Origin of the sequence: Streptomyces violens (assembly GCF_000717745.1) — a bacterium.
Lineage (GTDB): Bacteria > Actinomycetota > Actinomycetes > Streptomycetales > Streptomycetaceae > Streptomyces > Streptomyces violens.
This window is the reverse complement of the sequence record NZ_JOBH01000019.1, coordinates 128,692-153,908: the sequence shown is the minus strand read 5'-3', so window position 1 is coordinate 153,908 and position 25,217 is coordinate 128,692. Positions and strand designations below refer to the sequence as shown.

At 68.8% G+C, this 25,217-nt stretch carries 24 protein-coding genes; 15 read left to right on the top strand and 9 right to left on the bottom strand.

The genetic code is table 11. From position 1 onward, the window contains the following. The 4 genes from IF04_RS38910 to dctA all read right to left on the bottom strand — a co-directional run bounded on the left by IF04_RS38910 (nucleotide 1) and on the right by dctA (nucleotide 4,253). The gene (locus tag IF04_RS38910; protein WP_157847730.1) at nucleotides 1–597 is read right to left on the bottom strand and encodes a hypothetical protein; all 597 of its coding nucleotides are present in this window, start codon (nucleotides 595–597) and stop codon (nucleotides 1–3) included. 184 nt (nucleotides 598–781) lie between these two features. Then, entirely contained in the window at nucleotides 782–1,864 is a 1,083-nt protein-coding gene (locus tag IF04_RS0130550; RefSeq protein WP_030265143.1) for a tartrate dehydrogenase, read from the bottom strand. A 123-nt stretch (nucleotides 1,865–1,987) separates the two neighbouring features. Further along, entirely contained in the window at nucleotides 1,988–2,893 is a 906-nt protein-coding gene (locus tag IF04_RS0130545) for a LysR family transcriptional regulator (protein ID WP_030265142.1), read from the bottom strand. Continuing rightward, a complete protein-coding gene (dctA, locus tag IF04_RS0130540; RefSeq protein ID WP_078600997.1) occupies nucleotides 2,874–4,253 on the bottom strand; it encodes a C4-dicarboxylate transporter DctA in 1,380 nt (459 codons plus the stop codon). The genes IF04_RS0130545 and dctA overlap by 20 nt, the downstream gene beginning before the upstream one ends. Before the next feature lie 608 nt (nucleotides 4,254–4,861). Between dctA and IF04_RS0130535 the strand changes: the two genes are divergently transcribed. Together IF04_RS0130535 and IF04_RS0130530 are read left to right on the top strand one after the other, a co-directional pair. After that, nucleotides 4,862–6,277, top strand: coding sequence for an NAD-binding protein (locus IF04_RS0130535; protein WP_245654564.1), 1,416 nt, complete (start codon nucleotides 4,862–4,864; stop codon nucleotides 6,275–6,277). 130 nt (nucleotides 6,278–6,407) lie between these two features. Next, entirely contained in the window at nucleotides 6,408–9,269 is a 2,862-nt protein-coding gene (locus tag IF04_RS0130530; RefSeq protein WP_425428475.1) for a SpoIIE family protein phosphatase, read from the top strand. A gap of 24 nt (nucleotides 9,270–9,293) precedes the next feature. On the opposite strand, the gene IF04_RS0130525 is transcribed toward IF04_RS0130530, so the two are convergent. Then, nucleotides 9,294–9,959 carry a GntR family transcriptional regulator gene (locus IF04_RS0130525; protein WP_030265133.1) on the bottom strand — a complete coding sequence of 222 codons (666 nt, stop codon included), beginning with the start codon at nucleotides 9,957–9,959 and terminating at the stop codon, nucleotides 9,294–9,296. Nucleotides 9,960–10,213: 254 nt separating this feature from the next. Here IF04_RS0130525 and IF04_RS0130520 point away from each other — a divergent pair, with 254 nt between their 5' ends. The 4 genes from IF04_RS0130520 (at nucleotide 10,214) to IF04_RS0130505 (ending at nucleotide 14,365) form a co-directional block, all read left to right on the top strand. Then, complete coding sequence (locus IF04_RS0130520; protein WP_051831688.1) at nucleotides 10,214–11,605, top strand: MFS transporter; 1,392 nt, start codon at nucleotides 10,214–10,216, stop codon at nucleotides 11,603–11,605. A 3-nt stretch (nucleotides 11,606–11,608) separates the two neighbouring features. After that, nucleotides 11,609–12,496 (top strand): transketolase, encoded by an 888-nt coding sequence (locus tag IF04_RS0130515; RefSeq protein ID WP_051831687.1) that lies wholly within the window; start codon nucleotides 11,609–11,611, stop codon nucleotides 12,494–12,496. Continuing rightward, nucleotides 12,493–13,521, top strand: coding sequence for a transketolase family protein (locus IF04_RS0130510; protein ID WP_051831686.1), 1,029 nt, complete (start codon nucleotides 12,493–12,495; stop codon nucleotides 13,519–13,521). Before IF04_RS0130515 ends, IF04_RS0130510 begins: the two co-directional genes overlap by 4 nt. A gap of 70 nt (nucleotides 13,522–13,591) precedes the next feature. Further along, nucleotides 13,592–14,365, top strand: coding sequence for an SDR family NAD(P)-dependent oxidoreductase (locus IF04_RS0130505; RefSeq protein WP_030265122.1), 774 nt, complete (start codon nucleotides 13,592–13,594; stop codon nucleotides 14,363–14,365). A 17-nt stretch (nucleotides 14,366–14,382) separates the two neighbouring features. On the opposite strand, the gene IF04_RS0130500 is transcribed toward IF04_RS0130505, so the two are convergent. Further along, nucleotides 14,383–15,072, bottom strand: a complete 690-nt coding sequence (locus IF04_RS0130500; RefSeq protein ID WP_030265120.1) for a nitroreductase — start codon at nucleotides 15,070–15,072, stop codon at nucleotides 14,383–14,385. A gap of 109 nt (nucleotides 15,073–15,181) precedes the next feature. On the opposite strand from IF04_RS0130500, the gene IF04_RS0130495 reads away from it, so the two are divergent. From IF04_RS0130495 to IF04_RS0130485, 3 genes are all read left to right on the top strand, one after another. Next, nucleotides 15,182–15,775: a TetR/AcrR family transcriptional regulator gene (locus IF04_RS0130495; RefSeq protein WP_030265116.1), complete on the top strand. Its 594-nt coding sequence runs from the start codon at nucleotides 15,182–15,184 to the stop codon at nucleotides 15,773–15,775. Between the two features lie 257 nt (nucleotides 15,776–16,032). After that, complete coding sequence (locus IF04_RS0130490) at nucleotides 16,033–16,962, top strand: alpha/beta hydrolase (protein ID WP_037961234.1); 930 nt, start codon at nucleotides 16,033–16,035, stop codon at nucleotides 16,960–16,962. A gap of 94 nt (nucleotides 16,963–17,056) precedes the next feature. Beyond that, entirely contained in the window at nucleotides 17,057–17,914 is an 858-nt protein-coding gene (locus IF04_RS0130485) for a LysR family transcriptional regulator (RefSeq protein ID WP_030265110.1), read from the top strand. On the opposite strand, the gene IF04_RS0130480 is transcribed toward IF04_RS0130485, so the two are convergent. The 3 genes from IF04_RS0130480 to IF04_RS38905 all read right to left on the bottom strand — a co-directional run bounded on the left by IF04_RS0130480 (nucleotide 17,899) and on the right by IF04_RS38905 (nucleotide 19,978). Beyond that, nucleotides 17,899–18,762: an EamA family transporter gene (locus IF04_RS0130480; RefSeq protein WP_245654562.1), complete on the bottom strand. Its 864-nt coding sequence runs from the start codon at nucleotides 18,760–18,762 to the stop codon at nucleotides 17,899–17,901. The genes IF04_RS0130485 and IF04_RS0130480 overlap by 16 nt on opposite strands. A 48-nt stretch (nucleotides 18,763–18,810) precedes the next feature. Then, on the bottom strand, nucleotides 18,811–19,671 hold the full coding sequence (locus tag IF04_RS0130475) for an NAD(P)H-binding protein (RefSeq protein WP_051831684.1): 861 nt from the start codon (nucleotides 19,669–19,671) through the stop codon (nucleotides 18,811–18,813). 121 nt (nucleotides 19,672–19,792) lie between these two features. Further along, nucleotides 19,793–19,978, bottom strand: a complete 186-nt coding sequence (locus IF04_RS38905; RefSeq protein WP_157847729.1) for a hypothetical protein — start codon at nucleotides 19,976–19,978, stop codon at nucleotides 19,793–19,795. An 83-nt stretch (nucleotides 19,979–20,061) separates the two neighbouring features. Between IF04_RS38905 and IF04_RS0130465 the strand changes: the two genes are divergently transcribed. From IF04_RS0130465 to IF04_RS0130440, 6 genes are all read left to right on the top strand, one after another. After that, nucleotides 20,062–20,886, top strand: coding sequence for a helix-turn-helix transcriptional regulator (locus tag IF04_RS0130465; RefSeq protein ID WP_030265100.1), 825 nt, complete (start codon nucleotides 20,062–20,064; stop codon nucleotides 20,884–20,886). A gap of 463 nt (nucleotides 20,887–21,349) precedes the next feature. Further along, nucleotides 21,350–22,351, top strand: coding sequence for a type III polyketide synthase (locus IF04_RS0130460; protein WP_030265097.1), 1,002 nt, complete (start codon nucleotides 21,350–21,352; stop codon nucleotides 22,349–22,351). 50 nt (nucleotides 22,352–22,401) lie between these two features. Beyond that, entirely contained in the window at nucleotides 22,402–22,941 is a 540-nt protein-coding gene (locus tag IF04_RS0130455) for a cupin domain-containing protein (RefSeq protein ID WP_030265095.1), read from the top strand. 17 nt (nucleotides 22,942–22,958) lie between these two features. Beyond that, nucleotides 22,959–23,873 (top strand): aromatic prenyltransferase, encoded by a 915-nt coding sequence (locus tag IF04_RS0130450; RefSeq protein WP_051831683.1) that lies wholly within the window; start codon nucleotides 22,959–22,961, stop codon nucleotides 23,871–23,873. Between the two features lie 106 nt (nucleotides 23,874–23,979). Continuing rightward, nucleotides 23,980–24,561 carry an isopentenyl-diphosphate Delta-isomerase gene (idi, locus tag IF04_RS0130445; RefSeq protein ID WP_030265090.1) on the top strand — a complete coding sequence of 194 codons (582 nt, stop codon included), beginning with the start codon at nucleotides 23,980–23,982 and terminating at the stop codon, nucleotides 24,559–24,561. Nucleotides 24,562–24,773: 212 nt separating this feature from the next. Beyond that, a complete protein-coding gene (locus tag IF04_RS0130440) occupies nucleotides 24,774–25,214 on the top strand; it encodes an effector-associated constant component EACC1 (protein ID WP_157847728.1) in 441 nt (146 codons plus the stop codon). The last annotated feature ends 3 nt before the right edge of the window (nucleotides 25,215–25,217 follow it).

The following is a 25,217-nucleotide window of genomic DNA, read 5'->3' as shown; positions in this document are numbered from 1 at the left end:
TCAGGAAGCCGTTGCCCGCGCTGCGGGCCGCTTCGTTGCCTTCGTACCCGATGCGGTACGCGAGCGTCCTCCGCTCGTCGTCGCCTTCCCCGTCGCCTTCCCCGTCGCCTTGGCAGTGGGCTTGGCCGTGGCCTTGGCAGTGGACTTGGCCTTGCTCGGGGAGTGGCTCTTCGCCGTGGTCTTCGTCTGGCTTTTTGCCGGGCTCTTTGCCGTGCTCTTTGTTGTGCTCTTTGTTGTGGTTTTCGCGTGGCTCTTCGGCCGGCTCTTTGTCTGGCCCTTGGCAGCCGGCGTGTGCTGCCCCTGACCGTCGTGCGCCCCGCGGTGTCCGTCCTCTTCGGGGCGGGGCTGTGTCAGCCATACGGCAGCCGCGCCGGCCACCGCGATCGGCCATTCGATGACACCGGCCACGCCGAGCAACCCCGCACCGGTGTACGCCGCGATGCGTCGCCCGTGCGGTGACACAATGCCCACCGCGTTCAGCGCGCCCTCGGCCGCCTTCGACACCTGTTCCACGCCGGGCACATGCCGCAGGTCCGGCGTGATCGCGCGAAGCGGTCCCGGAAGCCTGCCTGAAGACGACGACTGCTTCTCGTTCATACCGCCTCCGAACATTGTCTGCCTTTGCTGCCTCCTGGTTCCCCAAAGTTCACCGGCTAATCACACATCTCACCCACTAGGGCGGAAATCGACGCCATACGCACGTGCCCGCTTGCCGTCAGTGTTGGCAGTGCCGCGTCGGCAGTACGTCACCCTCCGTAAGCTGTTCGTTGGGATACGGCCGCTAGTCGGCCAAGTGGGCGATGAGGGCCTTGGTGACGTCTTCGGTGGTGGCGGTGCCGCCGACGTCGCGGGTGAGGATGCCGGCGGCGGTGGTGGCCCGGATGGCCTTGTGCAGGCGGGCGGCCTGCTCGGGCAGGCCGAAGTGGTCGAGCATGAGGGCGGCGCTGCCGACGGCTCCGATGGGGTTGGCGAGGCCCTGACCTGCGATGTCGGGGGCGGAGCCGTGGACGGGCTCGAACATGCTGGGGAAGCGGCGCTCCGGGTTCAGGTTCGCGCTGGCCGCGAGGCCGAGGCTGCCGGCGAGTGCGCTGCCGAGGTCCGAGAGGATGTCGGCGTTGAGGTTGGAGGCGACGACGACGGAGAGGTCTTCGGGCTTCAGGACGAACTTCGCCGACATCGCGTCGACGAGTACGCTCTCGGTCTCCACGTCCGGGTAGTCCTGCGCGACGCGCTTGAACACATCGTCCCAGAGGACCATGCCGTACTGCTGCGCGTTGCTCTTGGTGACGCTGGAGACCTTGCGCCGGGCGCGCGTGCGGGCGAGGTCGAACGCGAAGCGCATGATGCGCTCGCAGCCGACCTCGGTGAACAGGGCGGACTGGACCGCGACTTCGCCGCCGGGGCCGCGGCCGGAGAGGTTCCGGCCGCCGAGTCCCGCGTACTCCCCCTCGCTGTTCTCGCGTACGACGACCCAGTCGAGTTCGGTGTCATCGGCCTTGCGCAGGGGGCTCTGGACGCCGGGCAGGAAGTGCACCGGGCGGATGTTGGCCCACTGGTCGAAGGACTGGCAGATCTTCAGGCGCAGGCCCCACAGGCTGATGTGGTCGGGCACGTTGGGCCAGCCGACCGCGCCGAAGTAGATGGCGTCGAAGTCCTTGAGCCGGTCGAGGCCGTCGTCATCGATCATTTTGCCGGTCTTGGCGTAGTAGTCGCAGCCCCAGGGGAACTCCTCCCAGTCGAAGGAGAAGGCGCCGTGGGAGTCCTCGGCCAGGGCGTCCAGGACGGTACGGCCCGCGGCCACGACCTCGGCGCCCACACCGTCGGCGGGGATGGCGGCAATGCGGAAAGTGCGGGGCTGGGTCATGGGGGCCTCCTGAAGCCGGCGGTTCTTCCTGATTGATGAGTCAACACAGGGGGGCGGGGGCCCGTCCAAGACCTGCTTCCGATATGGCCCATAGGAGCTGACGATGAGTTAGGAGGGAGGGGGTCAGGTCTCGGTGGTGCGCGTTTGGCGACGCGCGAAGGAGTCCGTGAGCTGCAGGAACGACCGCGCCCCGGGGGTGAGGTGGGCCGGCAGGCTGATCATGGCGACGTGGAGGTAGGCGGTGTTCTCGATCGGTGCGACGACTGCTCCACAACGCCGTGCCAGCCGCGTCCACGACGAGGGCAGCACGGCGACGCCGACTCCGGTCAGTACGAGGGGGAGGATGGAGGTCCGGTGGTCGACGACCGTGACGATTTCGGTGCCGGTGCCGCCGGCGGTGACGTCATCGACGATGCTGCGCATCAGGCTGCCGGGACGGGAGGCGATGAGTTTCTGCCCGGCCAGGTCGCCCTGCCGGATCGCCACATCGTCCCGTACCGTCCCACCCGGTGCGGCAACGACGACGAACGGCTGCTCCTCGATGGGCAGGACTTCCACGCCGGCCGTGGTGACGGGTTCGGCCGATCCCAGGAGGCCGAGCTCGCAGGCACCGCTGCGTACCAGGGACACGACCTCCTCGGGAGTGAAAGCGGCCTGCGTACTCACCGTCACGCCCGGGTGCAGTTCGGCGAAACGGTGGATGAGGGTGCTCAGCGGTTCGATGCCCGGGGACGGCATGGACGCCACCTCCACCGTGCCGCGGCGCAGTCCGGACAGCGAGGCGGCGGTGTCCCGCACGGCCGCCATGTCGCGCAGTACTCGACGGCTGGGCGCGAGCAGTTCGGCACCCGCCTCGCTGAGGACGACCCCACGGCCCACCCGGTGAAAGAGCGCGACTCCGAGGTCCGCCTCCAGATTGGCCATCGCCTGGGAGAGGGACGGCTGGGCCACATGCAACGCGGCGGCGGCCTTGCTGAAGCCGCCGTGTTCGACGATGGCGAGGAAGTATTCAAGCTGCCTGGCGTCCATGACCCCTCCGCCACCGGAATGTACCAGCGGAATCGGCAGAAACGGCCGCATCGGGTACCTCATGGCCGGCCAGCACCGCACGGGCCCGCGCCAAGTCGAGATTGTTCTCCCACTTGGCAACGAACAACGTGGCCACCGCATTGCCATAGAAATTGACCAGCGCCCGGCATTCCGACATGAACTTGTCGATACCGAAGATCAGCATGATGCCGGCGGCCGGGACATGACCCACCGTCGACAGCGTCGCGGTCAGTGCGATGAATCCACCGCCTGCCACGCCCGCGGCCCCCTTCGACGTCAGCAACATCACCGCGAGCAGGCCCAGTTGCTGCCCTATCGTCAACGGTGTGTCCGTCGCCTGCGCGATGTAGAGCGTCGCCAGGGACAGGTAAATGGCCGCGCCGTCGAGGTTGAAGCTGTAGCCGGTCGGCACGACGAGTCCGACCGTGGACTTCTCCACGCCCATGAACTGCAGCTTGCGCATCAGGCCCGGCAGCGCGGGCTCGGCCGTCGAGGTGCCCAGTACCAGGAAGAACTCCTCCTTGAAGTAGCGGAAGAGCTGGAAGATGTTCAGCTTCACAAAGGCGGCCAGGACCGCGCCCAGCACCACCACGACGAACAGGATCGAGGTGACATAGAACAGCGCGATCAGCGAGCCGAGGCTGGTCAGGGTGGAAATCCCGAACTTACCGATGGCGTAGGACATCGCACCGAACGCACCCAGCGGGGCGGCCTTCATGATGAAGGCCAGCACCTTGAACACCACTTCGGTCAGGCGGTTCACGCTCGCGATGACCGGCTCACCGACCTTGCCCACGCTCTTGAGCGCGATACCGAAGATCACAGCAAGAAAGATGACCTGCAGGATGTCGCCCTCGACGAACGCGCCGAAGAAGCTGTGCGGCACGAGATTGGTCAGGAACTCCCACCAGTGCTGGTGCTCACCGCTCTTGATGTACTCGTCGGCCTCGCCCGACGTGCTGATCGTGGCCGGGTCGGCGTGCACCCCGTCACCGAGACGGAAGATGTTGATGGCGACCAGGCCGGTCAGCAGCGCGACGATCGTGCCCACCTGGAAGTAGGTGAGGGCCTTGATGCCGGTCAGGCCGACCTTCTTCAGGTCCGCGACGCCGGCGATCCCACCGATGATGGTCAGGAACACAATGGGCCCGATCAGCATCTTCATCGCCGCGATGAAGGTGGTCCCGATCGGCTCCATCGAGGTGGCGAGATCCGGCCACCGCCAGCCCATGAAGATTCCGATGACGATCGCCAGCAGCACCTGTACGTAGAGCTGTCGCCACCACGGTTTCGACGGCGTACCGTCGCCCACCGCGGCAGGTGCTGGGGTCTGCGTCATTGCAACCTCCTCCAGGCACGAAGAGGGTCCGACCTGGCGTGTTACCCGAACCCGCCGCGCGGCGGCACCGCGTAAGGCGCGCCCGTCACGTGAGGCCGTAACCCACGTGACGCCGAGCCCGATCAGCGCCACGCATACTGGCAGCCACAGTGAACCGGGTCACACAACGCGAGGTCCACGACCAAAAATCGATGCCCTGTATAAGCGCCGCCTATGGGATGCGGCTCGGGCGTCACCCGCATCTTCCCGGCCCAGGCGCATTCGACATATGTACCAATCCCATCGGGAGATTTGTGACAGGCGGCGGAGTCGGCTGCCTGTGGGGGCGTGTTACAAAAGGAGCGCTTCAGCTCAGCACCTCGGCCGTGCCGCACCCTCTGGCACGTGATGGCGAGGCAGGCGTACCGGACGAGAGGCAGGCGTACCGGACGAGCTGAGCCGTGGCACATCCCGCCCCCGCCTCGACCAGGCAATGCCGGGCCCGCAAGCCAAGTAAGGGGCAGCTCGGGCCCCGACGTTGCAGAAAGGCCGACGGGTTGAGCTCACAGATACCCCATGCATCCCCTACTGACGCGCGCCTGCACGCCCCCACCGCCGGGCAGCGCATTGTGATCATCGAGGACGACGAAGCCCTGGGCCGCTCGGCCGCCGCATGCGTCGAGCGCTGGGGCGGCACCGCGTACCGGCTGCCCCGCCCCGACGACGACACCCTGCGCCGGCGACTGCAGCACCCCGTCGACGCGATCGCTGTCGTCTCCCGCGATGACATCGTCGCCCTGCGCTACGCCCTGCTGGCCGAACACCTCGAGCCCGGCGTCCGGCTGGTGGTGACCCTCTTCGACCGCACCGTTGCCGACGAGGTCAGCCGGACCATTCCCAACTGCACCGTGCTGAGCATGACCGATGCCATCGTGCCCAGCCTGCTGGCCAGTTGCCTCGCGCCCCAGTACGCCATCCTCCAGCCCCTCGACAGCGAGGTCGTCGGCGTCCGCCGCGAAGGTGTCACCACCGCGATCGAGCATCTGCCCAGGCGGTCCCTCACCACCGGAGCCGACCACCGGACACGCTCCGACCACCGGACACACTCCGGCGTCCGACCCCGTTCCGGCGTCCGGTCACGCTCCACCCTCACGTCCTGGTTCCGCTCCCTCGGTACGTCCGCCAAGGTGCTCGTCGCGAGTTTTACCGCGCTGCTCCTGGCGCTCGCCGTGGACGTCACACTCGGCGTCCTCGTACTGCACGAGCCCTGGCCCGATGCCACCTGGAACGCCGCCCGCACACTCACCACGGTCGGCTCCTCGCCGCACGCGGAGCACGGCCCGGGCTGGTACAAGATCTTCTCCGCCGTCTCCATGCTCGGCGTTCTGGTCCTGGCCGCCGTCTTCACCGCGAGCGTGGTCGACCGGTTCGCCGGACACCGCATGACCAGCATCCTGGGAGCCCGCTCCATCCCACGCCGGGACCACGTCATCGTCGTCGGCCTGGGCCAGGTGGGCCTGCGTCTGTCCGCCCAGCTGCGTGATCTCGGCGTCAAGGTGGTCGCCGTGGAACGCAATCCCCAGGCCGCCTGCCTGCCGCTGGCCCGCGCCCGCGACATTCCCGTCATCCTCGGCCGCGGCGGCGACCGCTTCCTGCTGGAACGTCTCTCCGTACACCGGGCACGGGCCCTGGCCGCGGTCGCCTCGGACGGACTGGAGAACATCGCCGTCGCCGTCACCACCCGCGCCATCGCCGCCGATCAGCGCATCGTCCTGCGCGCCGGGGGCGACGAGGTCACTACGGAATCCCGGTCGCTTTTCCGCATCGGCGCGGTCTGCGACTTCACACATATCGTCGGTACGTTCGTCGCCGCGTCAGTGTTGGATACCGCGCCGCGCAGTGTGTTCGTGGCCGGCGGCCGGACCTGCGCACTCTTCCCGGACGACCGGGTCGTCGACCTCGCCACGTGGGACGCGCGCCGCGGCGGGCAACAGACCGAGGCGGTCGAGGACGCCGTCGACCTGGCCTCGTCCTCGGGCGGGTAAGCCCGGGCGGGCAGGCCTGGGCGGGTAAGTCCGGACGGGCATGTCCCGCCGCCCGGGCCCGGTGGCCATTGGGCCTCGTGGCCTATTGGTCGCATTATTCGGCTCCTCCATGATCGGCAAGACTGGAATCATGGGTATGCACGGTTTCTTCCGCCGGTTCGCGGTACCGCCTTCCCGTCGGCCCCGCCGGTCGCGGGAGCGGCGCGGGTGGTCCGTGCTGAGCCCGCGGAGCGTCGCCGGCCAGGTGTTTCTCCTGCAGCTGGCGGTGGTGGTACTGCTCGTCGCCGTCACCGCGGCGCTGCTGGTCGTGCAGGCCAGGCGCCAGGCCACGGAGGCGGCCCGCACCGAGGTACTGACCGCCGGTGAGGCGTTCGCGAATGCCCCGGGGATCGTGGCGGCGCTGGACAGTCCCGACCCGGCCGCGGTGCTGCAGCCGCGCACCCAGGAGATCCGGAAGCGGTCGGGACTCGACACCCTCGTCGTGATCAACACGGACGGGACCCGGTACACCCACCCCGACCCGGACCAGATCGGGCGGAAGTTCATCGGCACCATCGGACCGTCGCTGGCCGGCCGCGTCACCATCGAGAACGCCCGGGGGCCCGTCCGGCCCGGCGGAGAGGCGAACGTCGTCCAGTCAGTGGTACCGATCTTCCGGCCGGACGGCTCGGTGGCCGGCATGGTGTCCCCCTCGGTCACGGTCGCGGACGTGAACGAGAAGGTGGAGCGGCAGCTGCCGGTGCTCTTCGGTGCCGCGGGCGGCGCGCTCGTCCTGGCAGCGGGCGGGTCGGCGCTGGTCAGCCGGCGGTTGCGGCGCCAGACCCGCGGACTGGGCCCGCTCGAGATGACCCGGATGTACGAGCACCATGACGCGGTGCTGCATTCGGTACGGGAAGGCGTACTGATCGTCGGCGACGGGCGGCTGCTGCTGGCCAACGACGAGGCGCGGCGGCTCCTCGACCTGCCGCCGGACGCGGAGCAACGGCAGGTCACCGACCTCGGTCTGGCACCCGGCACCGCCGACCTGCTGGCCTCCGGCCGCCGTGTCACCGACGAAGTCCATCTGGCCGGTGACCGGCTGCTGGCCGTCAACGTACGGCCCGTGGATCGCCGTGGCGGCGGCCCGGCGGGCAGCGTGGCCACACTGCGCGACACCACCGAGTTGCGAGCGCTGGCCGGCCGGGCCGAGGTCGCCCGGGAGCGGCTGCAGTTGCTCTACGACGCCGGGGTGCGGATCGGTACGACGCTGGATGTGGTGCGTACGGCCGAGGAACTGGCCGAGGTGGCGGTCCCGTTGTTCGCCGACTTCGTCACCGTCGAGCTGCTGGAGGCGGTCCCACGCGGGGAGGAGCCGGATGCCGCGAGCGCCGAGATGCGCCGCACTGCCCTGCGGGGCATTCACGACGATCCACCGCTCCTCCCGGTGGGTGAGCTGTTCCGGATCGCCTCCGGCAGTCCCGTGACCGGTGGTCGACCGGGCGACGTGACGGGCCGTGTGGCGGGCGGCCGCGCCGTACTCGTCCCCGATCTGGCCGCCTCCGACGGCTGGCGCGCACACAACCCGGAGCCCGCCGAGAGAATCCTGGACTACGGCATCCACTCCCTGATTTCCGTACCGTTGCGGGCGCGGGGAGTGGTGTTGGGGACGGCCGACTTCTGGCGTTCGGAGAACGAGCCGTTCGAGCAGGAGGACCTGTCCTTCGCCGAGGAACTGGCCGCCCGGGCGGCGGTGTCCATCGACAACGCCCGCCGCTACACCCGCGAGCACACCATGGCCGTCACACTGCAGCGCAGCCTGCTGCCGCATGTGCTGCCCGAGCAGTCCGCGCTGGAGGTGGCACACCGGTACCAGCCCGCCCGGGCCGGAGTCGGCGGGGTGGGCGGGGACTGGTACGACATCATTCCGCTGCCCGGCGCGCGAGTGGCGTTGGTCGTGGGCGACGTGGTCGGCCATGGCCTGCACGCCTCGGCCACGATGGGCCGGCTGCGTACCGCGGTGCACAACTTCTCCACTCTGGACCTGTCTCCCGACGAACTCCTCGGCCGCCTGGACGAACTCGTCACGCGCATCGACGACGGCGAGGCCGCGCAGGACGAGACGCGGCAAGTCGACGGCAGTGCGGCCGCCCAGGGCGAGGCGCAGCGCATCACCGGCGCCACCTGCCTGTATGCGATCTACGATCCGGTCACCGGGCGCTGTGCGATTGCCCGGGCCGGGCATCCGGGGCCGGCCGTGGTGTATCCGGACGGCAGTGTGCAGTATCCAGAGGTACCGGTCTCCCCGCCGCTGGGCCTGGGCGGCGGCCTGCCCTTCGAGACCGCTGAACTGGATCTGCCCGCCGGCTCCCGGCTGGTCCTGTACACCGACGGGCTCATCGAGGACCGTCACCGCGACCTCGACACCGGCCTGGAACTGCTGCGCACGGCCCTGGCCGGCGCCGCCGGCCGTACCCCGGAAGAAACCTGTCGGGCCGTACTCGATGCGGTGCTGCCGGCCCACCCCAGCGACGACGTCGCCCTACTGGTGGCCCGCACCCGGCTGCTGGGCCCGGACCGGGTCGCGGACTGGGACGTGCCCTCCGACCCCGCCGCCGTCTCCCGCGTCCGTGCCGACGCCCTCCGCCAGTTGGAGAGCTGGGGCCTGGACCGGATCGCCTACGCCACCGAGCTGGTGATCAGCGAGCTGGTCACCAACGCCATCCGGTACGGCGCCGAGCCGATCCGGCTCCGGCTGCTGCACGACCGCGACAGTCTGATCTGCGAGGTCGCCGACGGCTCCAGCACTTCCCCGCATCTGCGCCGGGCCAAAACAACCGACGAAGGCGGACGCGGCCTGTTGCTCGTCGCCCGGTTCACCCAACGCTGGGGCACCCGCTACACGGCTCGCGGGAAGGTCATCTGGACCGAACAGTCCCTGCACAACGGCACGGCCGAACCTGACGGTGACGCCGGTGACATCCTCCTGGACCAATGGAGTGACACCGAACTCTGACACACCCCGGACACCTGCACCCAGTCACTGCCGAGCCTGCAGATTGGCCATGGCGGAGCTCATGTGCTCGTGCAGGATGGCCACTGCCGCGTCCGCGTCCCCGCGCTCGATGGCATCGACGATGGGCGCGTGATGGGCCGCGGACATGGTGAGCTTTCGTTGCTCGCCGGCGGCGCTCATCACCACGATGCGTGTCGGCCCCTCAAGATGGCGCCACGTCGTCACCAGCATTGAGTTCCCCGACAGTTCGCACAGCAGGAGATGGAAGGCGAGGTCGGCCTCCACCTGGCCCTCCAGGTCGCCCGTCACCTCAAAAGCCTGATCCAGGCGACGCAACGCTTCCCGGAGCGCCGCGACCGCAGCCGCACGGTCCGGGGATGCGATGACCTGCGCCACGGCCAGCCCTTCGAGGGCTTCACGTACCTGGAACAGCTCGCGCACTTCCTGAGGCGACAGGACGCGCACCCGCAACATGCCACGGGCGCCGGCCACGACCAGCCCCTCCTGCTGCAGATGCCGCAGCGCCTCGCGCACGGTGCCGCGGCTGACCGACATCCTGGAGGCGATCTCGACCTCGCCCAGGTGGTCGCCGGGACGGTATTGACCTGTGGTGATCGCGGTGCGCAGGGCCACCAGGGCACGTTCGCGCAACGTCGATCGATCAAGGTTCGGCAACGCCGGAACGGTCACGGCCGTTCCCCCCTTCAGTGCTGTACGGCAGCGCGTGGCTCGCGAATTCTACTGTCAACTGTTGACGGTCGCCTGCCGACCGTCCACCGCCGACCTGCCGACCATCCACGGCCGACCTCCCCGCCATCCCGCAAGTAGGCGCGTCAGATCCATTGACAAGCGTCATCACGGCACCCACCATCAACAATCGCTGTTGAGTGTTAACAGTCAACACTGCACGGCAGGCGTCCGCATCGCGATCAAGGAGGATCCGCATGACCAGCTCCACGCCACCACCACCGCCGGCTCACCCAGCGGCGGAAGGTTCGCCGGAACGCCGCAGGGTCGCCGTCGGCTGCGGCGTCGGCGCGGTCATCGAGACGTACGACTTCATCGGTTTCGGCACGGCGGCCGCCCTGTACTTCGGGGACGTGTTCTTCCCCGGATCCGACCCCATGTCCGCGCTGCTGCTGTCGTTCGCCACGCTGGGCATCGGCTTTGCCGCCCGCCCCCTGGGCGGCATCATCGCCGGCCACCTGGGCGACCGCATCGGCCGCAAGCCGGTGCTCGTCGGCTCCCTGCTGATCATGGGGGTCGCCACCGTACTCATCGGCTGTCTGCCCACGTACCAGCAGATCGGCCTATGGGCGCCGATCCTGCTCGTCATCGTCCGCATCGTGCAGGGGCTCGCCTTCGGCGCCGAATGGGGCGGCGCCATCCTGATGACCTTCGAGCACGCGCCGTGGCGCAAGCGCGGCCTGTACACCGGCATCACCCAGGCCGGTTTCCCCGTCGGACTGCTGCTCTCCAACCTCGCGTTCCTGCTCAGCACCCGCACGCTGGACGGTTCCTGGGCCTGGCGGGTCCCCTTCCTGCTGAGTGCCGTACTGATCGTCGTGGGCATCCTCATCCGGCTGAAGATCGATGAGTCACCGGAGTTCGAAGAGCTCAAGCAGTCGGGGCAGGTGGCCAGGAACCCACTGCTGGAGGTGGTCCGGGACGACTGGCGCAACGTGGTGCGCGCCTTCTGCCTCCGGACGGCGGAGACCGCGGGCTATGCGGTGTCCATCACCTTCGTACTGTCCTACCTGGACGATGACACCGCGCCGGACGTGTCGGGGACCGTCTCGCTCACCGCCCTCGTGACGGCCGCCGCCCTCGGCATCATCGCGACCGTTGGGTGGGGCGCCCTCTCCGACCGGATCGGGCGGCGCCCGGTCTATCTCCTGGGCTCCGCGGTCACACTGCTGTGGGGCGTCCCGATGTTCCTGCTCATCGGCACCGAAAACGCGGTACTGGTCCTGGTGACCTTCGCCGTCAGCTACTGCGTCTGCCAGAACGCCCTGGCCGGAGTACAAGGCGCCTGGTTCTCGGAGCTGTTCGCCACCAAGACGCGCACGGCCGGCACCTCGCTCGCCTATCAGCTCTCCGCGGTCGTCTCCGGCTTCACCCCCATGATCGCCACCGCTCTCTACTCCACCACCGGCTGGGCCGGCCCCGCCGCGCTGTTCAGCCTCTACGGCCTGCTCGGACTCCTGGCAACGCTGCTGACCCGCGAAACCTGGCAGGTACGGGACCAGGCATCCCCCACGACCAGCCCGCACACCCACCCAACCCCACGCACGCTCGTCCCGAGCCCGTCCTCTTCCACCGACAAGGAGCACTGAAGAGTGAGCAGCTCTACCGATTCCACTCTCACCCCCAGCCCCACGGCACAGCGGATCAGCGCGCTGCACGATGCGGCGTACCGCATCCGGCGGCATGCCCTGGACATGGGCGAGGTGCAAGGCCAGGGGTACATCGGGCAGGCCCTCGGCGTTGCGGACATCCTCGCCGTCGCCTACAAGGACGTACTGAACTACCGTCCTGAAGAACCGGATTGGGCGGAACGCGACCGTTTCCTGCTCTCCATCGGCCACTACGCCATCGCCCTGTACGCCGCACTGGCCGAGGCCGGAATCCTGGACGTCGAGGAGCTGTCCACGTACGGCAGCGACGACTCTCGGCTGCCCATGTCGGGCATGGCCTCGTACACGCCCGGTATGGAGATCTCCGGCGGTTCGCTCGGCCACGGCCTCGGCGTCGCGGCGGGCATGGCGCTCGGCCTGCGCCACCAGGGCAGCCGGGCACGCGTGTACAACCTGCTCTCCGACGGTGAGCTCGATGAGGGGTCCACCTGGGAAGCGGCTCTCGCCTGCGCCCACCACGGCCTGGACAACGTCACCGCCCTCGTCGATGTCAACGCCCTCCAGGCGGACGGTCCCACCACGGGCGTGCTGCGCACCGAACCCGTCACCGACAAGTGGGAGGCGTTCGGCTGGCACGCGGTCAGGGTGGACGGCAACGACATCGGCGCGCTCCTGACCTCCTTTGACGCCGTACGCGCGCACCGGGGCTCGCCCTCCGTACTGGTCTGCGACACCCGGATCGGACGCGGCGTACCACTGCTGGAGACCCGGGAGAAGGCGCACTTCATGCGGGTCGAGGAACACGAATGGCAGCTCGCACGCGACCAGTTGGCAGAGAACCACCGCGACCGGAAGGAATCCCACGCATGAACGCCCCCGTCACCAGCAACACGAACGCCCCCGTGACGAGCACAAACGCACCGCGCAAGCTCACCACCTCAGCCATGATCGCCTCGATCGCCGAGGAGGGGCAGCGCACTGCCCGCGCACCCTTCGGTCACGCGCTGGCCCGGATCGCCGAAGAGCGCCCGGAAATCGTCGGGCTCTCCGCCGACTTGGCAAAATACACCGACATGCACATCTTCCGAGAGGCCCATCCGGGCCGGTTCTTCCAGATGGGCATGGCAGAACAGTCCATGCTGGGCGCCGCCGCCGGCCTCGCCGAGGTCGGACTTGTACCGTTCGCCTCCACGTACTCCGTCTTCGCCACCCGCCGCGCCTACGACTTCCTGTGCCTGGACATCGCCGAGCCCGGGCTCAATGTCAATGTCGTCGGCGCGCTGCCCGGCCTCACCACCGGTTACGGCCCCAGCCATCAGGCCACCGAGGACCTGGCCATCCTGCGCGGCATGCCCGGCCTGACCATTGTCGATCCCGCCGACTCCGTGGACATCGAACAGGCCGTCCCGGCCCTGGCCGCCGCTCCGGGACCGACGTATCTGCGGCTGCTGCGCGGCGCCGTGCCGACCGTGCTCGACGAGTACGACTACCGCTTCGAACTGGGGCGCGCCGCTGAGCTGCGCACCGGCCGCGACGTGCTGTTCATTTCCACGGGCCTGATGACCACACGGGCCCTGACCGCGGCGAAGGAACTGGCGGCCGACCACATCGACGCCGCCGTCCTGCACGTCCCGACCATCAAGCCGCTGGACAGCGAGACGATCCTGCGCGAGACGGCAAAGGGGCGGCTCGTGGTGACCCTGGAGAACCACACCGTCATCGGCGGCCTGGCCGAGTCCGTGGCCTCGTGCCTGGCATACGCCGGGGCGGGAGTACGCATCGTACCGATCGGACTGCCCGATGCGTTCCTGGCGGCGGGGGCGCTGCCGACGCTGCACGATCGCTATGGGCTGTCGGTGTCCGCCATCAAGTCCCGTGTCCAGCAGGAGCTGTGACGACCACTCAGCTCCCTGCATCCGCCCCGTTCGCACAACTCCAGCTCAACTACCGCCAGAGGAAAAACACATGACTACCGACTCCTCCTCCACCCCCCGCACCGCCATCGTCACCGGTGCCGGATCCCCTCGCGGCATCGGCCGTGCCACCGCGCACGCCCTGGCCGCCGACGGTTACCACATCGCCGTACTGGATGTGGACAAGGAGGCCGCCGAGGACACTGCTCGGGAGGTGGCCCAGGCCCACGGCGTGCAGGGGCTGGGCCTCGCCGCCGATGTGACCGACCCCGAGGCGGTGGACGCCGCCATAGCAGCCGTCGAGGCTGCCCTGCCCCCGATCGGCGCGCTGGTCAACAACGCCGGCATCACCTCACCGACCCGTTTCCTCGACGTCTCGGCCGAGGAATGGGACCGCATCTTCGATGTCAACGTCCGCGGCAGCTTCCTCGTCACCCGACGAGTGGCCCCCGGCATGGCACAGCGCGGCTTCGGCCGCATCATCCACCTGTCGTCCGTCTCGGCCGAACGCGGCGGCGGGGTCTTCGGCGGCGTCGCGTACTCGGCCGCCAAGGCGGCCCTGCTCGGCTTCTCCCGCGCCCTGGCCCGCGAACTCGGCCCCTCCGGCGTCACCGCCAACTCGGTGGCCCCCGGCCTGATCGACACCGACATCACCGCCGGCAAGCTCGATCCGGCACGCAAAGCCGACATGATCGAAGACATCCCGATGCGCCGCGCCGGCAGCGTCACCGACGTCGCCGACGTCATCGCCTTCCTGGCCCGCCCCGCATCCGGTTACCTCACGGGCGTCACGTACGACATCAACGGCGGATCACACATCCACTGAACGCCCGGACCAGCTCGTTAGACGTGGAAGGCGGTGGTTGTTTCGAGGGCGGCCCGCTCGGTCGTGACTCGGTTCACCGGCGCGCTCTCGTCGGCGTAGCCGAAAGAGATACCCACGAGCAACTTACCGTCGGTGACGCCGAGTTCGGTCCGGACGGTGTCGGCGTAGAAGCTGAGCAGGCCCTGCGGGCAACTGTCCACGCCGTATGCGGCCATGGCCAGGAGCAGCGTCTGCATGTAGGCGCCGACGTCGGCGGCCAGTCGCGCCCCGCCGTCGCCGGTAACGAACAGGAACGCGGCATGTGGTGCCCCGTAGAAGCGCAGGCTCTCCGCGTCGTAGGCCGCGCGTGCCGCGTAGTCGTCAGGGCCGATGCCCAGCGCTCCGTACAGACCGGCGCCGAACGCCGCCCGCCGCTCCTGGTGGACGGGGGCGTACATGCCCTCGGAGTACGGGAAGTCGGCCGAGGTGCGCTGTTCGGCGTGGGCCGCCTGCAAGGCGTCCGCCAGGCGTTGGCGGCTCGCGCCACTGACCACCTCGACCCGCCACGGTTGCGCGTTGGAGTTGGACGGCGCTGCGCCGGCAAGAGAGAAGATCGCGCGCATGGTGTCCTCGGGCACGACCTCGGGTCGGAACGCGCGTGTCGCGTGGCGACCGCGTATCAGCTTCTCCGCGTAGTCGCTCAGCTCGGTGAAAACCGGCTCGCTCATAGAACTCTCCTCGCGACTCAAGGGCGCTTAAGTAAACGCCTGCGTTTACCTGCGGCGCTACTGTAGCCAACCACCCCCTCCGAAGTAAACGGAAACGTATACTTCCCTCATGAGTACGGTGACGACGGCGTCTCGACGGCAGGGGCGCGGGGGGCGCGAACGCATCCTGGCCGCCGCCGCCCAGCTGTTCGCGACCCAAGGGATCAACGCGACCGGCATGGAACAGGTCGCAGAGCAGGCACCGGTGTCCAAGCGCACCCTCTACGCGCACTTTCGGACCAAGAGCGACCTGGTCATCGCCCATCTCCAAGACCTCGCCTCGACGGGTCACACCCTGGAGAGCGCGCTGACGCGCGAGGACATCCCGGCGAGAGAACGGATCCTCGCACTGTTCGCCCCGCCTGCCGCGGACGCGGCTCCCGTGCGCGGATGCCCGTTCATCGACGCCGCCGCGGAGTTCCCCGACCCGCAGAGCGCGGTCCACTCCTACGCCCGCGAACAGAAACTGCTGATGGTGCGGCTGGTCACTGCACTGGTAACGGAACTGGGTTGCCGCGAGCCCGCCGCACTCGCCGAACAACTCGTCACTCTGGCGGACGGGGCCGCCAGCCGCGCCATGGTGCTGAGTGATGCGGACTACGGACGACACGCGCGGGCAGCAGCAGAGATCCTCCTGGAAAACGCTCTGCCGGGCACGAGCTGACGAGGACGACGTCCGCAGAGACGGCCTGAGTCACCCTCTTCCAGGAGAAGAGACCAGAAGTCGTACATTCCACCCTGTGGGTGTTGACATACCGCTTCTTCGCCTGGCTATAGTTCCGCTCGCTTCGCTCGAATAAGGCAGGCGTTCGAGCGCCCCCCACGCTCTGTTCGCGCTGCTCGCTTCCACGAGCGTGCGCCCAGAATCACGGGTGCCTGCTGAACTGTGGTGAAGGGCAACATTCCGTGCGTCGTTACCTGATGTATTTAGCCTTCTGTACCGCACTCGTCGCGGCACTCCTGACCATCGATACGGGCAGCAGCCAGGCCACCAACGCCAGCAGAGCCCGTGCCGCGGCTCATACGACAGACGCCGGATCCGCGGCCTCCCGCAGCGAAGCCACTTACGCCTATGGCTCGCACACCCGCCAGAAGCTGGACGCCTACTGGAATCCCACCAGCGGCACGCAGCCCGGCATCGTCATCCTCCACGGTGGTTACTGGTACGAGGACGCCGGCTGGGCCACCTGGTCCCGCACCTTCGCCGACGCCGGCTACGCCACCTTCTCCGTGGACTACCGCCTCAACTTCGACGCCCCCTGGCCCGCCCAGCGCAACGACGCCCTCTCCGCCCTCACCTGGATCAAATCCAACGCCGCCCGCTTCGACCTCGACCCCAACCGCATCGTCATCCTCGGGTCATCCGCAGGCGGCCAGATCGGCACAGCAGTGGCGACCTACGGTTCCGGCGCCGACCGGGTAAAGGGCGTCGTCGGCCTCTCCCCCGTCAACTCCCCCTACCGCGCCTGGAACGACGGCAACCACGACACCAGCACCGCCAACGAACGCAAGGTGCGCGACAACGCCACCGTCCTGACGCGCTGCTACCCGGATCCCACCGACACCGCCACCTCCATGCACCCCAGCTGCTGGGACACCTGGAAAGACACCGTCGTCAAAAACCGCGCCTCCGGCGCCAACGACGCCCGCATGTACCTCCTCCACTCCGAAGACGACTTCATCCCCGTCACTCACTCCACCGACCTCGAACGCGCCGAAGAAGTCGACCACGACATGCCCACGAACGGCATCACCGTCGAAACCATCCCCGGCAACGCCCACGGCGGCGCCATCCTCAACGCCCCCGGCATCAAGACCAAGGTGCTGTCCTGGATCGCCGCACGCACTTGATCCCGCGCGCACTTTGGGGACGCGCGAACTCAGGGGGCGCTGCGCTGCTGCGCTTGCACAAAAGGCATCTGCGGTTCGTCTATACAGTTGGGTCATGACGGATGTGGAGCTGCGGCAGTTGCGTTGTCTTGTCGCGATCGTCGATGAGGGCAGTTTCACCGATGCTGCCATTGCGCTCGGCGTCTCTCAGGCCGCTGTGTCCCGTACGTTGGCCTCGCTCGAACGCGCCCTCGGGGCGCGATTGCTGCGGCGCACCTCGCGCGAGGTGACTCCCACGGGGACCGGGCTGCGCGTTGTGTCGCATGCCCGGCGGGTGCTCGGGGAGGTGGAGGATCTGGTCCGGGAGGCCGCGTCGGGTCACACGCGCTTGCGGATCGGATACGCGTGGTCGGCAGTCGGCCGCCACACGCTGGCCTTTCAGCGCCGCTGGGGTGCCACTCACCCCGAGACGGACCTGCAGCTCGTACGCGTCAACTCCGCCACCGCCGGGCTGGCGGACGGCGCCTGCGACCTTTCCGTAGTACGCATACCGCTCAACGACACTCGTTTCGACTCCGCCATCGTGGGACTGGAACGGCGCCTGTGTGTCATGGCGTCCGACGACCCACTGGCCCGGCGCCGGTCGGTCAGACTCGCCGACATCAGCGGGCGCACGCTGCTGATCGACCGGCGGACCGGCACCACGACGACGGAGCTGTGGCCACCCGGCGCCCGCCCGGCCACCGAGGACACCCGCGACGTCGACGACTGGCTCAATGTGATTTCCACGGGCCGCTGCGTAGGAATGACCGCGGAATCCACCGCCAACCAGTACCCACGGCCCGGCGTCGTCTACCGGCCCGTGCGCGACGCCGAGCCGATCGCGGTGCGGATCGCCTGGTGGCGCGACGACCCGCACTCCGCCACCCAGGCCGTGATCGAACTGCTCACCTCGCTCTACCGCACGAGCTGACACCTACGCCCAGCCACTCGTACGCTCCGTCGCTCCCCGGCCCCCAGGAGCGTCGCGGCGACGGAGGCGCAGGCGACCGCGGCGATGCCGAGCCACTGCGGCCAGGCGAGCCGCTGGCCGAGGATGAGCAACCCGAAGAGGGCGCCGGCGGCGGGCTCAAGGCTCGTCAGCACACCGAACACACGAGGCGGAATCCGGCGCAGCGCCGCCAAGTTGAACGAGTACGGCAGCACGCTGGCCGCTACCGCCACCACTGCGGTGACCCACAGCACGTGGGGGTCCAGCAGTGCACTCCCCGCGTGGGCGACACCGTACGGGGCACTCAGCAGTGCTGCCCACAGCACCGCCAGTGCCAGGCCCTGGCCACCGCTGAGGCGTTGTGCCATGCGGGAGGAGACGAGGATGTAGCCGGCCCAGCAGCACGCCGCGACCCCTGCCAGCGCAAGGCCGACCGGTTCCAGGGGAACGCCGCCCCCGCTGAGCAGGAAAACACCGCCCGCCGCCAGACATGCGGGCAGCAGGTCGACCACCCGCCGCGACCCGGCCAGGGCGATGGCGAACGGGCCGAGGAATTCGATCGTCGCCACGGCCCCGAGGGGGATGTGTTTCACCGCCTCGTAGAACGCGAGGTGGTGTCCCGCCAGCAAGGTCCCGGCGCCGATCACCGTTCCCCACGCGTCCTTCACCGAGGTCAACGCCTGGCGCCGTGGGCGCCACACCAGGCAGAGAAGTACCCCCGCGATCAGCAACCGGAGGAACACCACGCCCGGCGCGCCCACCTGCGGGTACACCTGGGGCGAGAACGCCGCACCGAACTGAATCCCGCACACGCCACCCAGCACGAGCACAGGAGCGGGTACCTTGCCGACGACTCCGGCACCAGCAAGCCTCACAGGTCAGGCCGAATGCACACGCGGCCCGGTCTGCTGTCCGCCGTTGAAGTCCGCGGCGTGGTGGGTGACCCATTCGGCGTAGGTGTGGGCCGGGCGGCCGGTGACCTGTTCGATGGTGGGGAGTACGGGGGTGGGAGTCGCCCGGGAGGCGGCGAGTTGGTCGAGGAGGAAGTCGACGGCCGGGGGCGGCATGTGGTTGAGCAGCCGTTGGCGGACGGCTTCGCGGGGGACCTCTTCGAAGCGGGCAGGGAGGCCGAGGGTTTCGCCGATGATGCGGACCCGGTCGATCTGGCTGAGGGCCTGCGGGCCGGTGAGTTCGTACGTCTTGCCGGGGTCCGGGGCGAGCAGGGCGTGGGCGGCGACCGCGGCGATGTCGCGCTCGTCGACCGGGGCCATGGCGCCGCCGCCGTACGCGCCTCGTACCGTTCCGTCGTTCCTGAGCTGGTGGGCCCAGCCGAGGTCATTGGCCATGAAGACGGTGGGGCGGACGAAGGTCCAGGACATCCCGGAGTCGGCGACGGCCTGTTCGCAGGCGAGGTGCTGCTCACCGATCCAGCCGGGCTCGGGGAAGGTGACGGAGTCCGAGGAGAGCAGCACGATGTGTTGCGTACCGGCCTCCTTCGCGCCGGCGAGGAAGGCATCGAGGGCGCCGTGGACGGGGAACAGGAATGCGCGGTCCACGCCCTGCAGGGCGGTGGCCAGGGTTTCCGGGCGGGTGAGGTCTCCGGCGACGGTCTCGACGCCGTCGGGCAGGTTGCAGGTGGCGGGGTCGCGGGTGAGGGCCCGTACCTTCTCTCCTGCGTCGAGCAGTTCGCGCACGAGGTTGCGGCCGACGTTTCCGGTGGCACCGGTGACCAGGATCATGTGGGGTTGTCTCCTTGCGGGTATCCGTGCGTACGGGGCTGAGCTCGGCCCCTGCAGTATGGCGGCGTGCGCACGGCAGGCGGGGAAAGTCAGTCGGTGGGCAGGGCCCGCACCGCGCCCATCAGTCGGTGGGCAGGGCCCGCACCGCGCCCGTACCGGCGGACTGGGCCGGCGTCGCGTACAGCATCCCCGAGTGGCCCATGGCGATGCCGTCGTCCGCGCTGGACACGCCAGAGGCACGCACCAGGGCGCGCACGCCGGCCATGTTCCGGCCATGGGTGACGGTGCGGGATCTCAACTCTGGCATGTGCCGATCTTCGTGGCGCGCGGGCGTACCGAGAAGACGCCCCGACTGCTATTACTCCCACTACCAGCACTTATCCTGCGTCCATGGGAACAGCAGAAGATCGGCGGAAGGAGCTGGGCGACTTCCTGCGCGCCAGGCGTGCACGGCTCAGTCCGACGGAAGTCGGCCTGCCCCCGGCCGGTCCGCGCCGCCGTGGCGGTCTGCGCCGCGAGGAAGTTGCCACGCTCTCCCAGGTCAGCGTCACTTGGTACACCTGGCTGGAGCAGGGCCGCGACATCCAGCCCTCTCGACACGTGCTGGACGCCCTCGCCCGCACGCTGCGCCTGACCCCCGCCGAGCACGTCTACGTGCTGACCCTGGCCGGATACGCCCCGCTCACCGAGTCCGCCGCACCGGGGGGCCACACCGCGCCCGCCCACGTGCAGCGGTTACTCGACGCGCTCGTCGGATTCCCCGCGTACGCCATCGCCCCCGACTGGACGGTCACCGGCTGGAACGCCGCGTATCTCGACCTGTATCCGAACGTGGCCACCGTCGCGCCGGAGGAACGCAACCTGCTGTGGATGGTGTTCACCGATCCCTACATCCGTGATCTGCTGCCGGACTGGGAAGTGACGAGCCGTCGGTTCCTCGCCGAGTTCCGGGCCGAGGCCGGCCCCCGGCTCGGCGATCTCGCCGGCTCCCCGGCCATCCAGCGCCTGCTCGGCACCAACGAGGGCTTCCGCGCGGCCTGGCAGGACCACCACATCGAGGGCTTCACCTCCCGGATGCGTGTCTTCGACCACCCGGTCGCGGGGGTGCAGCACTTCGAGCACCATCGACTGGCGCCTGCCGACCACCCCGACGTGCATGTGGTCGTCTACACCCCGGTCCGGACGAATGACAACGGGATGTCTGTCGATCGCTAGACGATCCAACAACCGGCACACACGCGCGAGTTCGTACTGGGCGCCCGAGCAGCCCTTGTTACAGGCGCAACAGCGGCGAGCTCGGTCGCCCCTATGTCCGGGTATGTCACGCATGACCGGCGCATCAGCCGCGGCTTTCAAGATCAATCCCGTTGACACCGGTCGTCCGATGTCGAATAGTAAGCGGGCCAGTTGAGGGCAGAGCCAACGCGCTGCGGCCCCAATGCACTCCCGTACATGCTTTGAGTCGCCGCGCCCGACGCCGTGCGCATCGACAGCATGAGCGGGCGCCTCGCCGACCGTTCGGCGAGCGCATCGCCGAACGCCTCACCGCCGGCTGCCACTCAGGAGCAGCCCGCATCCGCGCATCGGCTCACTGGTGTCGTTGGGGCATGACAAAGGGGGAATTGAATTGGCTATTTTGTGTCGACCTGCCGTCGCCGTTCCGGAATACGTCATCACCATGGAACAGACCCTGGAATTCGCCAGGGAGGCGCATGCGGGAAAGCCGCAGCTGCCGCTCGCGCTGCGACTGATACAGAACACCGGGGTACAGAAGCGGCACCTGGTCCAGCCCATCGAGGAAACCCTCAACCACCCGGGCTTCGAGGTGCGCAACCGCATCTACGAGATGGAATCGAAGAAGCGCTGCCCGGAAGTCATCGAAGAGGCCCTGGCGAACGCGCAGCTGACTGCCGAGGACATTGACGCGATCATCTATGTGTCGTGCACCGGGTTCATGATGCCCTCGCTGACCGCATGGCTGATCAACCACATGGGATTCCGGTACGACACCCGTCAGCTGCCGATCGCGCAGCTCGGCTGCGCGGCGGGCGGCGCGGCGATCAACCGCGCCCACGATTTCTGCGCGGCCCACCCCGACAGCAATGTCCTGATCGTCTCCTGCGAGCTGTGCTCCCTGTGCTACCAGCCCGACGCCGATGACATCGGCTCGCTGCTGTCCGACGGGCTGTTCGGTGACGCGGTCGCGGCCGCCGTGATGCGCGGCCGCGGCGCCACCGGCGTTCGCGGCGTGCAGCTGGAGCGCAATGCCTCGTACCTCATTCCGAACACCGAGGACTGGATCTCCTACGCCGTCCGCGACACCGGCTTCCACTTCCAGCTCGACCGCCGCGTCCCGGGAACGATGGAGCCGCTCGCCCCGGTGCTGCGCGAGCTCGGCGAGACCCACGGCTGGGACGCCGGTGACCTGGACTTCTACGTCATCCACGCCGGCGGCCCGCGCATCCTGGACGACCTCGCCAAGTACCTCGGCGTCGACCGCACGGCCTTCCGGCACAGCTCCGCGACGCTGACCGAGTACGGGAACATCGCCAGCGCCGTCGTGCTCGACGCGCTGCGCCGGCTGTTCGACGAAGACAGCGCGATCCCCGGACACAAGGGGCTGATGGCCGGCTTCGGCCCGGGCATCACCGCAGAGATGACCTTGGGCACCTGGGTCTAGGCAGGAGCGGAAATGGCCGGCCAGACCACAGAAGTGAATGAGGTTACCCAGTGAATGGCATTGTCGTTGGGCCCGGCGGCGGGCGGAAAATCATCACGCCGGCACAGGAAATCACCTTCAAGGTGACGGGCGCGGACGGCTCGAGTGCGTCGGTGTTCGAGGTCGTCGTGCCGCCGGGATTTGATGTCGGCGCGCACAAGCACCACCACTCCCAGGAAATGTTCTGCGTACTCGAAGGCGAACTGGACATCTTCGCCTTCGAGCCGGAGCGCTACACCGCGGAGGGCTGGACGGACTGGAAGTCCGCCGCCGGAGACCGCCCGGCGCGGGCCACCGCGGGCAGCATCGCTTTCGTCCCGACGGGCTGCCCGCACGGTTTCGCGAATCGCACCGACGCACCGGCGCGGGTGCTCTTCACCGTGAGCCCGTCACCCCAGCACGAGGTCTACTTCGAGAAGCTGGCGGAGATCTTCGCCGCGCCCGGCCCGCCGGACCCCGAGGCGATCGAGCGTCTGCGCCACGACTACGACATCACGCAATTCACCCCGCTGCGCCACCACCGCCCGCAGCCGGGTGCCGCTGACCGCTGAGCCCAGGAGAAGACACAGTGACGAACACCGTAGAAATCAACGACGTCTATTCCGCCATCGAGGAATCCGCCAAGCTGCTGGATCTGCCGCTGGAGTCCGACAAGGTCAAGGGCGCGCTGGCCGCGTTCGAGCCGGCCTTCACCAATGCCTCGGTGGCCCTCCGCATAGCCACCGGCGCGCGTCGCGAAAAGCTGATGGGTTACCGGTACATCAAGTACACCGGTGACCTGGACCCCTATGAGACCGCTGTGTCCGAAGGGCTGCTGGCGCGCGGCGACCATGCCGCGGACCGGCTTTTCCAGGACGTCAAGGAGCGGTTCCCGATCGAGGGCACCGGCGGAGATTTCGAGATTGCCGCCGGCTTCCAGAAGATCTGGTGCTTCTTCCCGAGCAGCCGGCCGCAGCCGCTCGATGAGCTGTCGAAGCTGGAGTCCATGCCGCGCGCGGTGGCGGACAATCTCGACCTGCTGGCGCGCTACGGGCTGCACTCGGCCAGCCTGTTCGCGGTCGACTACACCTCGCACACCCTCAACATCTACTTCGACGGCCTGCCGGACGGCACCTTTGCGCCGGAGCGGGTCCGCGAGCTGACCCGCGAACTCGGAATTCCCGAGCCGAGCGAGTACGAGCTGGAGCTGTGCGCGAAGGCTTTCGCGGTGTACTTCACCTTCTCCTGGGAATCGTCGAAGATCGACCGTGCGTGCTTCCCCGTGCTCGTCCCGGAACCCGAGCTCGTGCCGACCGACCTGGGGCCGACCATCACGAAGTTCGCGGCCGGAGTTCCGTTCGCCGGCGCCGACCGCAAGTGCATTTACGCGACCACGCTGTCGGCTCGCGGTAACTACTACAAGCTGGAGCCGTTCTACCACTGGCAGCCCGCCATTGTGAACGCCATGCACCTGGCGAATTCGCCGGACGAGCAGTCCGCGTAATTCCGTCCGGCCATCAGCCAGTCAGCCATTCCGCTGGAGCGTGTCCGGTGGGTCGCCATGGAGACCCGCCGGGCCGCCCCAAGGACCCGACATGCAAAGGAAGTTCATGCCGACCAGCCCGTCCGACTCCTCGCCGACCGAAGCAACGGCCGACATCATGCTCGAGCTGGTGGATGAGGAAGGCACCACGATCGGCACCGCGGAGAAGCTGTCGGCGCACCAGGCTCCAGGGCAGCTGCACCGGGCGTTCTCGGTGTTTCTCTTCGACGCCGACGGGCGAATGCTGCTGCAGCGCAGGGCGCTGGGCAAGTACCACTCCCCCGGCGTGTGGTCGAACACGTGCTGCGGTCATCCCTACCCGGGCGAGCCCCCCTTCGTGGCGGCCGCCCGCCGCACCGGAGAGGAGCTGGGCATTGGGCCCTCGCTGCTCCAGGAGGCGGGAACGGTGCGCTACAACCACCCCGACCCGGCGTCCGGGCTGGTGGAGCAGGAGTACAACCACCTGTTCGTGGGACTGGTCTCGCAGGCGCCGCGGCCTGACGCCGAGGAGGTCGGGGAGACCGCGTTCGTGACGGCGGAGGAGCTGGCGGCGCTGCGGAAGAACGCAACGTTCTCGGCGTGGTTCCCGACGGTACTGGACGCGGCGCTGCCGGGCATCCGCAAGCTGGTGGGCGCCAGCAACTGGTAATACTCGAACCGTTTCTCGTCCGTGAGCGCAGCAGCGGACCGGCCGGGCGGAATCCGTACGTACCCACGGCTACTGGCGCCTCCGATCCGCGCTGACGCGCCGTCAACAGCCCATATTCGGGGCGCCGTCGGGGCCGACGATCTGGTGGGGGCGCACGCCAGGCGCTAGCCTCCGGGAGGGGCGCAGGGGGCGCTCGGCACGGGGAGGGGCACATGAGAGTCACCCTGTCGGTCGGCAGTGACAGTGGCGCGTGTGGTGATCTGCGGCGCTGGCTGTTACGCGATCCCGAACTGCGCAGCCGTACGGCCGGCCCGTCCGGAGCCGCACCACCGCCCGGGACGATGGGCGCGGCGGGCGAGCTGATCAACGTACTCCTCGCTCCCGGCGGGCTGACCGCCGCCCTGGCGGCAGCCGTCGTGGCCTGGCTGCAGAACCGTCGCGGCAACCAGACCGTCACGATCACCCGCCCCGACGGCACCCAGGTCACCGTCACCTCCGAGCGGGTGCGCGGGCTGACCGCGGAGGGTTCGGGCGACCTCGCACGGCAGATCGCCGACGCGCTCCAGGACCCGGCAACGGCACTTCAGGAACCCGGAGCGAGCCAGCAGCCGGAACCGGCGGCCGGGAACGGTCCGCGGCCGGAACAGGGCTGAGCC

What these genes read in the sequence shown, in the direction of transcription:
- IF04_RS0130475 (WP_051831684.1), bottom strand. Translation starts at nt 19,671, where the DNA reads ATGATCCTGGTCACCGGTGCCACCGGAAACGTCGGCCGCAACCTCGTG.
- dctA (WP_078600997.1), bottom strand. Translation starts at nt 4,253, where the DNA reads ATGACGCAGACCCCAGCACCTGCCGCGGTGGGCGACGGTACGCCGTCG.
- IF04_RS0130495 (WP_030265116.1), top strand. Translation starts at nt 15,182, where the DNA reads ATGAGTACGGTGACGACGGCGTCTCGACGGCAGGGGCGCGGGGGGCGC.
- IF04_RS38910 (WP_157847730.1), bottom strand. Translation starts at nt 597, where the DNA reads ATGAACGAGAAGCAGTCGTCGTCTTCAGGCAGGCTTCCGGGACCGCTT.
- IF04_RS0130510 (WP_051831686.1), top strand. Translation starts at nt 12,493, where the DNA reads ATGAACGCCCCCGTCACCAGCAACACGAACGCCCCCGTGACGAGCACA.
- IF04_RS38905 (WP_157847729.1), bottom strand. Translation starts at nt 19,978, where the DNA reads ATGCCAGAGTTGAGATCCCGCACCGTCACCCATGGCCGGAACATGGCC.
- IF04_RS0130485 (WP_030265110.1), top strand. Translation starts at nt 17,057, where the DNA reads ATGACGGATGTGGAGCTGCGGCAGTTGCGTTGTCTTGTCGCGATCGTC.
- idi (WP_030265090.1), top strand. Translation starts at nt 23,980, where the DNA reads ATGCCGACCAGCCCGTCCGACTCCTCGCCGACCGAAGCAACGGCCGAC.
- IF04_RS0130500 (WP_030265120.1), bottom strand. Translation starts at nt 15,072, where the DNA reads ATGAGCGAGCCGGTTTTCACCGAGCTGAGCGACTACGCGGAGAAGCTG.
- IF04_RS0130505 (WP_030265122.1), top strand. Translation starts at nt 13,592, where the DNA reads ATGACTACCGACTCCTCCTCCACCCCCCGCACCGCCATCGTCACCGGT.
- IF04_RS0130550 (WP_030265143.1), bottom strand. Translation starts at nt 1,864, where the DNA reads ATGACCCAGCCCCGCACTTTCCGCATTGCCGCCATCCCCGCCGACGGT.
- IF04_RS0130460 (WP_030265097.1), top strand. Translation starts at nt 21,350, where the DNA reads ATGGAACAGACCCTGGAATTCGCCAGGGAGGCGCATGCGGGAAAGCCG.
- IF04_RS0130440 (WP_157847728.1), top strand. Translation starts at nt 24,774, where the DNA reads ATGAGAGTCACCCTGTCGGTCGGCAGTGACAGTGGCGCGTGTGGTGAT.
- IF04_RS0130530 (WP_425428475.1), top strand. Translation starts at nt 6,408, where the DNA reads ATGGGTATGCACGGTTTCTTCCGCCGGTTCGCGGTACCGCCTTCCCGT.
- IF04_RS0130545 (WP_030265142.1), bottom strand. Translation starts at nt 2,893, where the DNA reads ATGGACGCCAGGCAGCTTGAATACTTCCTCGCCATCGTCGAACACGGC.
- IF04_RS0130520 (WP_051831688.1), top strand. Translation starts at nt 10,214, where the DNA reads ATGACCAGCTCCACGCCACCACCACCGCCGGCTCACCCAGCGGCGGAA.
- IF04_RS0130465 (WP_030265100.1), top strand. Translation starts at nt 20,062, where the DNA reads ATGGGAACAGCAGAAGATCGGCGGAAGGAGCTGGGCGACTTCCTGCGC.
- IF04_RS0130490 (WP_037961234.1), top strand. Translation starts at nt 16,033, where the DNA reads ATGTATTTAGCCTTCTGTACCGCACTCGTCGCGGCACTCCTGACCATC.